Genomic DNA, 12,628 nt, shown 5'->3' on the forward strand with positions numbered 1-12,628 from the left:
TGGTCTTAATCTCCTCGAAGTTATTACTGATGCTTTAGAAGGTAATGTCTCTGTTTTCCTTTCCTCTATTACTACTAGCTAGGCAGTTACTATTTTTCGCGTAATGCCTTACGGTTGATGTCAAGGGGTTGTTCGTCTTTTTTGTTGCCAACGATAATCACGGGGGAATGTCCGCCGAAGCTTTCGATTAGTTTCAGCCAATATTCGATGCGGTTTTCTTCTTCGCTGGTGCGACAATTACAAACGAGGAGATAGAGGCTGCGCTTAGTCAGAAAAAACTGATGGGTGGCATGATAAATTTCTTGTCCGCCAAAGTCCCAAACATTCAGGCGGATATCTTCACTATTCACCTGCACGTTCCAAGTTTCTACATTGAGTCCGTCGGTTTGGGGTTGATTTTTATCATATTTTTTGCGGATTAGTCGCTCGATCAGGGATGTTTTACCGACGCTACCTTGTCCAATGAGTAAGAGTTTGGCCTCGTGTAATGGTCGAGTTTCACTTATGCGAACTTGCCTCAAGTAATTAAAAATCTCTTTTGCATCACTTGAATTAAGAATTTCTAATGGAATCTGGGTTATTTGGTTGCTACTGAGGTGAAGCTGCGTCAGATTGGTTAATTTAGCGATCGCCTCTGGAATCTGGGTTATTTGGTTGTCACTGAGGTCAAGCAGCCTCAGATTGGTTAAATTAGCGATCGCCTCTGGAATCTTGGTTATTTGGTTGTCATTGAGGATAAGCTGCGTCAGATTGGTTAATTTAGCGATCGCCTCTGGAATCTTGGTTATTTGGTTGTCATTGAGGATAAGCAGCGTCAGATTGGTTAATTTAGCGATCACCTTTGGAATCTGGGTTATTTGGTTGCAATAGAGGATAAGCTGCGTCAGATTGGTTAAATTAGCGATCGCCTCTGGAATCTGGGTTATTTGGTTGCTACCGAGGTGAAGCTGCGTCAGATTGGTTAATTTAGCGATCGCCTCTGGAATCTGAGTTATTTGGTTGCAATAGAGGATAAGCTGCGTCAGATTGGTTAAATTAGCGATCGCCTCTGGAATCTGGGTTATTTGGTTGCTATAGAGGTGAAGCTGCGTCAGATTGGTTAATTTAGCGATCGCCTCTGGAATCTGAGTTATTTGGTTGCTACCGAGGTCAAGCTGCGTCAGATTGGTTAAATTAGCGATCGCATCAGGTATTTCAGTTAGCTCTACTCGAATTAAGATAAGTTCCTCTAAATGTAGTATTTGCGTTACCACATCGGGAATGCTCTCTAAAGGATTGCCACTGATATCCAACTTACGCAAATTAGGCAAACCCAATAGTTCGAGTGGAAGCGTTTTTAAATTGTTGCCTGAAACCTTTTGGAGAGGGCGGTATCCTACGTATCCATAACCTTCAACCTTCTTTCCCAAAATCAAAGACTCAAGCTGCTTCAACTTACCAATTTCTACAGGTAACTCAGTCAACTCCTGCCCCGACAAGTCTAACTCTCGCCAACCCTCAGCCACGGCGCGATCTATCAGTACCAACAACTCATCCTGCGTCATAATTCCAAGGAGAAGGGTAAAAGGAAAGAAGATTGATGAAGATTATCTTAACTGATTAGCGAAAAATGCTAAATTATCATTTGTTGGCAATCGCGCCTTGAGATGATAGGAAAAGCGATCGCGCGAGTGCTAACTTGTCAGTTTGCTGTTTGGGATATTGCGGATTTAGGGCTACGCCTACGCATATATCTAAATCTGGTTTCTAGCTATCTCTGTTATGATGCCTACGATCAATTTTTGGCATTGCTTACAAAATCGAGCGATCGCATCCCTGACATGACACCAGGGGGCAATCACGCAATCTAACAAATTTGAATATTTCTACTCATCACTCAAAGTTTCAATTAATGAATCTACTTGCTGCTGTCGCTGCTGCAAAAAACTTTCGCACTGACGCAAATACTCTACAGCCTTAGCAAATTGGTCAAAAACCTCTTCCAATTCCAACTCACCCGCCTCAATGCCAGCGATAATTCCCTCTATTTCAATAACCTTCGCCTCATAATTCCAACCTTCCATAGAGTCAGAACCAGAAGCACTCTTACGTTTAACCATTCAACTCTCTGTGTCCTCTGCGCCTCTGCGGTTCGTTAATTCCATAACTTTCACTTTAACCCCACCTTGCCCCAACTGAATCAACAAATCATCTCCCACAGCCAACTCAGTTGCAGAACGAGCGATCGCCCCATCTTCCCGCCTCACCACCGCATAACCACGCTGCAACACCGCTTTCGGGTCAAGACTAACCAACTTTTGCCGCAACAACTCTAGATGCTGCGTTGCTTGCTGCGATCGCCCCGTCGTAATTTGCACCAATTGCTGACGTTTCCAAGCTAGCTTACGCGCCTCTTGCTCTACTTGTCGATCTAACCGCAAACGTCGCAAACGGTTTCGCAATACTTGCAATTTATTCTCAGCATTTTCTTTAAAGTCATCCACCGCCTCATGTAAAGCGACAACTCGCCCCCGATGCTCAGTATACAACTCTGAAAGTGCTGGTACAACTATTTCCGCCGCCGCAGTCGGTGTATGCACACAAGCATCTGCAACTAAATCTGCTAAAGATTCATCGCGTTGATGACCGATACCAGTAATTACGGGTATAGAACAACTAGCAAGCGATCGCACCACTCGTTCATCATTAAAGCAAGCCAATTCTTCAACTGCGCCACCACCCCGCGATAAAATTAGCACTTCGGCACGACCATCGTTTTCCACCCGCTTAATTGCTTTTACAATAGATTCCGGCGCTTGTTCACCCTGTACTGTCGCGGGCGAAAATAAAACGTGTAAACCTGGATACCTTTGCTTGAGAGTTTTTTGAATATCGCCCCAAGCAGCAGCCGTTGGTGAAGTGACGACAGCGATCGTTTGGGGGTGGATTGGGAGCGATCGCTTTCTTTGGGCGTCGAACAACCCCTCAGCCAGCAAGCGATTTTTTAGTTGTTGATAGCGCAGCGCCTGTAAACCAACACCAGCAGGTAGAGTCTGCCAAACTGATAACTGATACTCTCCCCGTTGCGGATAAAGGCGAATACTACCCAAAATAATTATCTGCTCACCGGGAACTGGTATCTGGGCGAGTTTTGCCAATTGGCTATTCCATACTACACACTTAATTCCGGCGGTGCGATCGGTATCTTGCAGCGTGAAAAATAAACCACTCCGATGGTGGTTAGCACTGGAAACTTCGCCAGTTACCCAAACTTGCCGTAATTGTTCATCTTGCTCTAACAGCAAGCGGATATAGTCAGTTAATCCAGATACTGAAAGTGCAGTATCGAGAATCAGAGAGTCGGGAAGGTCGAAAGTCATCAAAGATGCCTGAAAGCATTTGTGCTGGAGCGATTTTAGCATTTTAATTAAAACAGAAGTTCATGCTAATAAACGCTTTAATCTTTTGTAGACATCATCATCATTGCGCTTACCGACTAAAATCACTTCTACTAAATCTTGCTCAGGAAAATACCTGTAAACAATTCGATATTCACCACTATCAACTCGATATAAACCCTGATAACCAGATAGCTGCTCACTATCAGCGGGTAAAGGCTCAACATTCAAAGCCAAAACCTTTTATTGCAATCTGTGCTGCTATTTTAGGCTGCAAACCGTTTAGAAAATCAAGGACAGTTGCTAAACCATCAAGCTTCGCCATTAGCTAAATGCTTTAATGCAGATATAAAAGCCTCTGTACCAATCATTTTGGACTCACTCAGAGCAACTTCAGCAGCTTTACCAAAAACCATATCCTCTAATTCTTCCAGCCGATTAATTAATTTTTCGTAGCTCTCGGCTGAAATAATCACATGACTAGGCCGTGATTGCTTGGTTAGTAGAACTGGCTCAGTAGCAGCCTTATCAAAAACCTCACCGTGTTTGTTACGAGCATCTGTGAGAGTGTAGGTCTGCATAGCAATTTTGACTACTTTAGACATTTTGCCTATATTTTAGCAGATAACTCTTCTCAAGTTTTTTATTCTGTGTTAGCTGTTTGTTGGGGGATGTCGTCTAACGAGTGTAATACGCTATTAATCCTTACTCTGTGCCTGTTTAAGCCCAATGTCGGGATAGATTCATTTCTCGACATTCTCCCCCAACTGGTAACAGCATCGACAACGCCGCCGCTCCCAACACCTGATCGTCAAATCGTTTTCAAATCGTTGTCAGACTGTAGAACCTGTAACCCCTAGCCAATAACAATTTGAACTCGATTAGCTGATAAAACAATTAAACTGTCTTCAGTGATAACTGACCACAAACAACCTATTGCCTTCAATACCACCACAAATAAATGACTGGTAAGACTTCTGGAAAACTTTGTGATCTACTGAATTCTGATTGAACAACTAGGATCAGGAGCAAAGCTTTTATCAAAAACGAATCTAGCATTGATTCCTTCACCACCTGCTATATAGGGACCACCTAAGTAATGTTGATTATTATCTTGGATGCCTGCATCTCCGGTATTAAATCTTTTTGCGGGTAGAAATCCGTTGTCAACATAATAAACATTTGCTTTATTACCGCCGCGATTGCTTCTCTTGTTAATTTTATAGTTGATTCTTACTACTGGGCCTAGATATCTTCCGGAGGGAGTGTGATCTATTACAATTGTGCCTGTAAAACCTCCTTTACTACATGAATAGTTACTAATAACGGCATCAGCAGTAGCTGGAGTTAAAGCAATGCTACTGCAAGCAACAGTCATTGCACCAGTAGCAATAACAAAACAGTTTGTAGCCTTTCTAATTTGACGAGCAGTCAAAGTATTAATCATTTCAGACTTCCTTTTTGATTAAGTTATACTTGCATTAATAAAATTAAAATGAATAAATACCAAAAATTTTCAACCCTATTACAAAACTTTAAATAGAATTCCATTCCCCCCACACCCCCAAATCACACCATGTATTACCTCGTTAGCACGGGGTTTGTTTTTGGTGATTGGGTGTGATCGCGGTAAAGGTAGGTATTCTCAATAAACAAGTAGAAAAAATAGGTTTTAAAGTTGATAGCGTAAAGAGTTGATAGTTTTTAACTCGAAATATACATTATTAATAAATATTTCTGATAATAAGTGCATCAAAACTGCGTCAATTTTTTAAAACAGAAAAAATTGACGCAGAAAAAACGCTAAAAAGTGCATAGTTGTAAGGTTTTTTTCAACTGGACGCAAAAAACCGCTACTTTAGGGGAGATGATATGCTGATTCGTGTTAGTAATCGCTCCTAATTATACCAACCTCCGCAAATGCTCACGAGTACGGTTCTACTGACAGTGTTGTTTAGGTAATTTATTTTTTCTTGAAAATCCCTTGCTTACCCAGTCAAAAAAAGCTATCTCTGAATGCAAGTTGGTATCATTGTGCAAGACTACCCTAATCTGGTAGCGATCGAGTTAGGATCTTGTCACACCCTTTTTTTGATTTGAGAAGTCCTATTCCAGAATTTTCTGGTTAAAATAGTATATCTGTTCTACTCAGACTCCCAGAGCAACACTCCTTAAAACCATATATTTAGAGGCATTAGAGGCAGGAATGGCTATCAACACCGATACTTCTGGCAAGCAAAAAGCGCTGACTATGGTGCTCAACCAGATTGAGCGCAGCTTTGGTAAAGGAGCAATCATGCGCCTGGGCGATGCCACCCGGATGCGGGTGGAGACAATTTCCAGTGGAGCGCTCACCTTAGATTTAGCATTGGGTGGTGGTTTACCCAAGGGGCGGGTAATTGAAATTTATGGCCCCGAAAGTTCCGGGAAGACTACAGTAGCGCTACATGCACTCGCCGAAGTGCAAAGAAATGGCGGTATTGCTGCCTTTGTTGATGCTGAACACGCCCTTGACCCTACCTATGCTGCGGCATTAGGTGTAGATATTGACAATTTGCTGATTTCCCAACCTGACACAGGCGAATCAGCTTTGGAAATTGTCGATCAGCTTGTTCGCTCTGCTGCGGTTGATATTGTAGTCATTGACTCAGTAGCAGCACTGGTTCCCCGCGCTGAAATTGAAGGGGATATGGGTGATATTCACGTTGGTCTGCAAGCGCGGTTAATGAGCCAAGCCCTACGTAAGATTACGGGTAATATTGGTAAATCTGGTTGTACAGTAATTTTTATTAACCAGTTGCGGCAAAAAATCGGTGTTACCTACGGTAGCCCAGAAACCACGACTGGAGGTAACGCATTGAAGTTTTACGCTTCGGTGCGCTTGGATATTCGCCGGATTCAAACCTTGAAAAAAGGTACAGATGAATTCGGTAACCGCGTTAAAGTTAAAGTTGCTAAAAATAAAGTAGCCCCGCCCTTCAGAATAGCGGAATTTGACATTATTTTTGGCAAAGGAATTTCTACCTTGGGTTGTATTGTAGACTTAGCAGAAGAAACTGGCGTGCTTGTCCGCAAGGGAGCTTGGTATAGTTACAACGGCGATAATATCTCCCAAGGACGAGACAATGCCATTAAGTATCTAGAAGAAAAGCCTGAATTTGCTGAACAAATTAAGCAACTGGTGCGTGAAAAGCTAGATAAAGGCGCTGTTGTTTCTGCTAACTCTGTAGCTAAACCCAGTGAAGGAGAGGAAGAGGAAGAAGTCGATTTAGAGCCAGAAGAATAAGAGTGGAGATTTATTAATCTGCAACTGCTAATGGATAGTGCGTTATGAAGAGAGCTAACGCACCTTTTCCAAGGTATTGATGAGTTACAACAAGCCTAAGGAAATGATTGCTACTATATGACGAGCAATCATTTTTATGGCGTTTCTCGTTGGAATCAGGTAAAAGTAGGGGTGTACATCTGTATATTGGTGTCAACTTAAGCCAAAAGTCAGCATAATATGTAATCTAGGTACATTTGGTTTAATGTTCTTAGATTCCACGCTTACAGCTATTTTCAGTTAAATAGACCACGTACGGGCACAGCAATCCTGTGCCCTGTGCCCCTACGACAGATATGGTTCAAATATATGAAAACTGCTGTAAGTTAACACCAGTAACAGATATGTCCCCCTACGAAGCATTTTGCAACTCAGCTGTGCGGACTGAAAGCTGCTGTGTCTGATTACCTCGTTGCACTTTTACCTGTAATATTTGACCAAGCCGACTGTCTTCCACAAAATTCTGCAATTGTTCAGCACTGGTAATAGCTTTACCATCAACTTGAAGAATTACATCGCCGCGCCGGATACCCGCAGATGCGGCTGGAGAATTGGGGACAACTCGCATTACAAAAACACCATTAACTTCTGGTATCTGAATGGGAGAGTTGGGATCGGTGTTATTTTCCTTGGCAAGATCGGGCGTTAAAGTTAGCATTTGCACACCTAGATACGGGTGAGCAACTTTGCCATCACGTTGCAGTTGGGCTGCGATCGCTTTGGCTTTATCGATGGGAATCGCAAACCCAATACCCATCGCGTCAGGACGAATGGCTGTGTTAATGCCAATCACTTCACCTTGGCCATTCAATAATGGCCCTCCAGAGTTACCAGGGTTAATCGCGGCGTCTGTCTGAATAAAGTCTAAGCGTTTATCACTAATGCCGACTTGGGCGCTGGAACGTTTGAGAGTACTGACAATTCCCAAGGTAACGGTGTTATCAAATCCCAAAGGATTACCAACTGCGATCGCCCAGTCTCCTACCTGTACATTATTAGAAGAACCCAAGGGCGCCACTGGTAAATCGTTACCAGCATTTATCTTGACTACTGCCAAATCTGTGACTTCATCAATGCCTTGAACTTTCCCTTCAAAGGTGCGGCCATCTTTGAGCCGGACTGTTACTTTATCAGCCTTATCGACCACATGAGCATTAGTCAGAACTAACCCGCTCTTGTCAAGAATAAAACCTGAGCCTAAACCGCGCAACTGCTGCTCAGAAGGCATCTGTTGCGAGAAACCGTCACCAAAAAACCGACGGAAAAAGGGGTCTTCAAAAGATGGATCAACGCGACGAGTAATTGTGCGCTCAGTATCAATCCGAACAACTGCTGTGCCCACACGATTCACTGCTGCTGTAACAAAGCTAGTGCTACCGATCGCAGCAGTGGTTGGTAATTGCCGTTGAGCAATCACTTTTGAAGTATCTCCAGCAGTCATAGGGGGTGCTGGTTCGGCTTGGGAGGGCAACACTTGCAGGGTGCTAACAGTTAGCATAACTCCTAACGCGATCGCTAACACATGAGAACTAAGTTGATGTAGAGACCGAGATAATTTGGGAAATCGCATAATCACAACCTAATTTATTAAGCTTAATTGTTGCTTAGTCGTGACAAATCTATTTACAGTTATTTTTACTTCAGGTTTCGCCTGCTTTTCCCAACACTGGGGTTAGAGCATTTTGCGAACTACCTTTAATCAACTTAATGGAAAATTTAACCCAAAAGCTATTATGGACATTTACACTTTACAAGTTCGGTTTTTACCCATCAATAAAACTTTTGGATTGCTAATAAGACTAGACCTTTGAAGGTAGTGACACTGATGAAAAACAGACAGGGGATAGCCATACTCACTTTTGGTTCAAAACCTTGCCAGATGATGACTCTGGACAATGAATTAACTTTTGAATAAAATTTCATTTCGACTGGTTGCACCTAGCTGGGGTAAAGAGTTGATAACTGAGTGGGGAGTGAGGGCAGCAGGAACGGCCAAGGGTAGTTGTAATTGTTTTACAACACTTTGCAAGAGTTGGTCTTGTCCAGTCCGGAAACCCCCGACATTTGTCCCTCGGTTGATAATCGCAAACCAAACCAAACCGCGATCGCGTGTGGGCATCACTCCTGCTAAAGCGCTAACATCACGGAGAGTGCCAGTTTTGATCACAGTAGCAAGGGGAATATGTCTAGTGTGTAGTGTACCGCGGTGATCAAACCCAGACATGGGGAACAAGTCAGCCAGATTCAGCTGATGGGCAGATGCCTCAACTTGAATAGCCATCAGCATGGCACAGACAGCCCTGGGGGAAATGCGATTTTCCGGGCCCAGTCCTGAACCATTGATTAACTGAATTTCCACTTGTGGCACCCTAGCAAGGCTAGCAGCAGTGGATTGGACTACACTTGCTCCTCCCAGTGAGTCTGCGAGCATCTGTGCCATATCGTTGTTACTGTAAACGTTCATCTCCTTAAGCAGTTGCTTCAAGGGCAATGAGCGATGACGCATTAACAAAGTTTGTTGAGGGTTTGGTTGCGCCTCAACTTTCACCCCACCTGCAATCACAACTTGAGGCTTGGGCGTTCCCTTAGGCATAATTGAGTACCTGAAAATAGCGGGGCGGCCCCAAGTCGCACGATTTAGTATTTGCTTGAGCATTAGACCTGCTAGCATCGGCTGACGTTGGAAATTCATGGCAAAATTGCCAGTAATGATCAAATTTCCCTTTACCTGCTTGATGCCCATTTTATTGAGAGTATTACCAAGTGCGATCGCTTCTTCCCAAACAAACATCGGATCGCCACGGCCTGTAATTACCAAATCGCCCTGCACAACCCCATTTACCACTGGGCCAGTCACACTCACCAAAGTATCAAATTGGTAATCTGGCCCCCAAGTTTTCAAAGCAACTAGTGAAGTGGCAATTTTGGTTAAAGAGGCAGCCGGCAGAGGTGTTGTACCTTGGTGATTTGCCATCAGCATCGGCCCCGACTGCATCCAAATTCCCTGACTCTCAGCCAGATTCGGCGCCACCACTTTTGATGTTATGAGCTTTTTCAGATATTCCTGCACCGTCGTCGCCCCAGATGGATTGGGATCAGGGGCAAGAACCAAGCCAGGGCTACTTTGCCAAGTCAATGCATCTAAGGCATCTAAAGGCTTGATTTGTACCCCGGCCATTTCCAGCCAGAGCGACACCAAACCTGAACCCAATAATTCCAGCATCTTTTATTCCTCTATTAAGATTTGATATATTGTTTCCTGTGCTAATATACAAGCTTTTTTACCAGAATCAGTATTGAGTCATAATAACTGGTGTTTTTCTGATCTGTTAAGTAGCGTGAATCATATTGTTTTCCTGGCTCCTTTGACGATGCCAAAATGCGATCGCTCATCAAGATAGCCGATGAGTAATTGAACTACACCACTTTCTACTCCCTATTCCCCATTCACCGACTCAGTCGTGGTCTAAATACTTGAGAAATGCTCTATACAGACATTTTTGATATGTGGAGAGACTACGCCGTTAGCGTGATTCTTTCAGGCTTTTATTAATCATTCATTGATAGTAAATAGACCCGTACTTTTGGGGCACAGCATTACTGTGCCCCTACAACAGATGTGGTTTTTTAAGTCATCAGGACTTACACAAAAACTCTCTCAAACTCTTATTCCTTCGTATACTTCTCTACGAGACGCTACACGAACGCGTCCTTTGCGGTTCGTTTTTCTGTTACTAGTGCGTAAGTCCTGAATACCTACTTTCTTTCTGGATGTGCTGCATCCTCTGGTGAAGGAGTACCCATCAGGTTAATTGTGGCAATCATCTGATACAAGCGCCCCAAGTCGCGTTGATTGAAGTACAAAATGAGCCGGGGTAGTTCAACAGTTTCATCTTGTGCTTCTTGAGGTAATGCTTGACTTTTTTCAATCCGTCCTTGAATAATAATCTGGCTAAAATTAGCATTGAGTTGCTCTACCTGAGCGTCTGATATATCTGTCTTGAGGCGGATGACTAATTTATTGCCAACATATCGACAGGAGTGATAAACCTGGTAAAAACGAGTAATCACATCACAAGCCACATCTAAGTCGTCTGTCACCGTGTAGAGGCTGGGGTCTTCAGGACTGACAAGACCATTTTGTACTAGTTGCTTATTAATATATTCGCTCCAAGACCACCAGTAATCGCCACCAGGGCGATCGATTAAAACTAGAGGTACTGGGCCAAATTTACCATTTTGGGTTAATGTCATGCATTCAAAAGCTTCATCTTGAGTGCCAAAGCCGCCAGGAAACAAGGCTATAGCATCACTTTCTTTGAGGAGAAACAGCTTGCGGGTGAAGAAATATTTGAAGTTAATTAGCTTGGGATCGCCTTCTATAAACGGGTTCGCTAGCTGTTCAAAAGGTAACTGAATGTTTAATCCAAAAGAATTTTCTCGCCCAGCACCTTCGTGACCCGCCTGCATAATCCCGCCGCCACCGCCTGTCATCACCATAAATCCTAATTGAGAAACAGCACGAGCAAACTTAAGGGCCATTTGGTACTCTGGCGTATCTGGCGCTAGACGAGCAGAACCGAAGACGGTGATTTTGCGAACGTGTCGATAATTATAAAAAAGCTGGAAACCGCGCTCCATATCTACTAGAGCAGCGGACAATATTTTCCAATCGAGACGCTCAATTTCGGTATCAGCTAGACGAACAATAGTAGCAAGTGCTTGCTGAATAAGTTGCCGATTTTTTAATGTCGGTAAACGAGCGATCAATTCAGCGATATCCGCCTGTAAAGACTCTGATGTGTCAAACGACGCAGATGAGGTCATGAGAACTGCTGCAACAATGGCATTATATTTTACGTGAACTACTCACACTCTAGCAAGCGGGAATAAGCCCTCTGATGTACAGTTAACACACTCATAACTGGCTTTGAGGTAGTATTGCTCAGGGAGCGATTTTGTTAGATCCCACTTTAATTCTCAGTTACAGAGCTATATTCTCAATAAAAACAGTTATTTGGCTGCGATGCCTGCGACAGGCGTAGATGCAGCACCCCTAAATAGGTGATTTAGCACCTGAATTTTAAGCATCTCACAAAATCCATTGCTCCTAGAGTGATTGACTCTAAAAAAAAAGCCCTTACAACGCTTGTTGCAAGGATATTTGAGCTATTTCTTGCCTAGAGAATTTTCTCAACTCCAGTAAAAATTGTGAAAAATTTTAATTCTGCATCATCAAAAGTTATTTACTTTTGAACAAATTGGTACAGATTTAGAGTTGCTCTACGACTTATTCTCAAAGTTGTAACCTTTAACTTAAAAGCAATCAAGGACGATGATAGTATTTAACGTTGTAGACGTAGAAGACAATATATATTACCTAAAGTATGAAGATATCAAGGAAACAAAAGTAGCGGATGAAGGTAAAAACAATGACGATTACATTGATGCTAAATACTTTCAAGTTCTTTTCAAAAACGGAGATATAATCCTTCTGGAAATGGATAAACAAAATGAACTTAGCCGAATACTTCTTTACCGTTTATTAATGCGTGGAGAATAGTCATAACCTGTCCTGAGAGCTGATTCGTAAAGAAAATCTAAATAGAACTAAATCTGCCTTTACTCAGGTTCTAGGCTAAATTGAGTATAGTTATTTTGTTATGGATTCCCTAAATTACAGTTCGTAAGAGTCCACAGCTGTGTATTGGTGTCAACTTACACCATGTTTTCATGTATTTAAACCACATCTGTCTTAAGGGCATTAAGGGCACAGCATTGGCAAAATGATTGAGACTGACGATAGAGGCGGAAAATTCGCTGAAGTGATTCTTACAGCAATTTTCATGTAATTGAACCACAAAGGACGGTAACATAGACATGAAGTAATTGTTTTATTCGATGCCAGTATCTTACTCGGAGGATT

General features: G+C 42.8%; 11 protein-coding genes and 1 pseudogene. 3 read left to right on the top strand and 9 right to left on the bottom strand.

All coding sequences use genetic code 11. The features are described 5' to 3' along the window. Positions 1-89: 89 nt before the first annotated feature. Positions 90-1,544 carry a leucine-rich repeat domain-containing protein gene (locus V7K21_RS00765; protein WP_335170932.1) on the bottom strand — a complete coding sequence of 485 codons (1,455 nt, stop codon included), beginning with the start codon at positions 1,542-1,544 and terminating at the stop codon, positions 90-92. 102 nt (positions 1,545-1,646) lie between these two features. On the opposite strand from V7K21_RS00765, the gene V7K21_RS00770 reads away from it, so the two are divergent. Further along, a complete protein-coding gene (locus V7K21_RS00770) occupies positions 1,647-1,850 on the top strand; it encodes a hypothetical protein (RefSeq protein WP_335170933.1) in 204 nt (67 codons plus the stop codon). 15 nt (positions 1,851-1,865) lie between these two features. Here the strand turns inward: V7K21_RS00770 and xseB are convergent, their stop codons facing one another. The 5 genes and pseudogenes from xseB to V7K21_RS00795 all read right to left on the bottom strand — a co-directional run bounded on the left by xseB (position 1,866) and on the right by V7K21_RS00795 (position 4,824). After that, a complete protein-coding gene (xseB, locus tag V7K21_RS00775; RefSeq protein WP_335170934.1) occupies positions 1,866-2,099 on the bottom strand; it encodes an exodeoxyribonuclease VII small subunit in 234 nt (77 codons plus the stop codon). Then, on the bottom strand, positions 2,100-3,359 hold the full coding sequence (xseA, locus tag V7K21_RS00780; RefSeq protein WP_335170935.1) for an exodeoxyribonuclease VII large subunit: 1,260 nt from the start codon (positions 3,357-3,359) through the stop codon (positions 2,100-2,102). 60 nt (positions 3,360-3,419) lie between these two features. After that, positions 3,420-3,702 (bottom strand): annotated as a pseudogene (locus V7K21_RS00785) (type II toxin-antitoxin system RelE family toxin). Continuing rightward, positions 3,689-3,982, bottom strand: coding sequence for a type II toxin-antitoxin system Phd/YefM family antitoxin (locus V7K21_RS00790; protein ID WP_335170936.1), 294 nt, complete (start codon positions 3,980-3,982; stop codon positions 3,689-3,691). Before V7K21_RS00790 ends, V7K21_RS00785 begins: the two are co-directional and overlap by 14 nt. 389 nt (positions 3,983-4,371) lie before the next feature. Further along, the gene (locus V7K21_RS00795) at positions 4,372-4,824 is read right to left on the bottom strand and encodes a hypothetical protein (protein ID WP_335170937.1); all 453 of its coding nucleotides are present in this window, start codon (positions 4,822-4,824) and stop codon (positions 4,372-4,374) included. Between the two features lie 759 nt (positions 4,825-5,583). On the opposite strand from V7K21_RS00795, the gene recA reads away from it, so the two are divergent. Next, positions 5,584-6,663 (top strand): recombinase RecA, encoded by a 1,080-nt coding sequence (recA, locus tag V7K21_RS00800; RefSeq protein ID WP_273769243.1) that lies wholly within the window; start codon positions 5,584-5,586, stop codon positions 6,661-6,663. A gap of 391 nt (positions 6,664-7,054) precedes the next feature. Here the strand turns inward: recA and V7K21_RS00805 are convergent, their stop codons facing one another. From V7K21_RS00805 to V7K21_RS00815, 3 genes are all read right to left on the bottom strand, one after another. Next, entirely contained in the window at positions 7,055-8,272 is a 1,218-nt protein-coding gene (locus V7K21_RS00805) for an HhoA/HhoB/HtrA family serine endopeptidase (RefSeq protein ID WP_335170938.1), read from the bottom strand. A 330-nt stretch (positions 8,273-8,602) separates the two neighbouring features. Then, positions 8,603-9,925 (bottom strand): D-alanyl-D-alanine carboxypeptidase, encoded by a 1,323-nt coding sequence (locus V7K21_RS00810; protein ID WP_335170939.1) that lies wholly within the window; start codon positions 9,923-9,925, stop codon positions 8,603-8,605. Positions 9,926-10,458: 533 nt separating this feature from the next. After that, positions 10,459-11,529 carry an LOG family protein gene (locus V7K21_RS00815; RefSeq protein WP_335170940.1) on the bottom strand — a complete coding sequence of 357 codons (1,071 nt, stop codon included), beginning with the start codon at positions 11,527-11,529 and terminating at the stop codon, positions 10,459-10,461. Positions 11,530-12,037: 508 nt separating this feature from the next. Between V7K21_RS00815 and V7K21_RS00820 the strand changes: the two genes are divergently transcribed. Beyond that, positions 12,038-12,265: a hypothetical protein gene (locus V7K21_RS00820; RefSeq protein WP_335170941.1), complete on the top strand. Its 228-nt coding sequence runs from the start codon at positions 12,038-12,040 to the stop codon at positions 12,263-12,265. Positions 12,266-12,628: the final 363 nt, after the last annotated feature.

The organism is Nostoc sp., assembly GCF_036919595.1.
Classification (GTDB): Bacteria; Cyanobacteriota; Cyanobacteriia; order Cyanobacteriales; family Nostocaceae; genus Nostoc.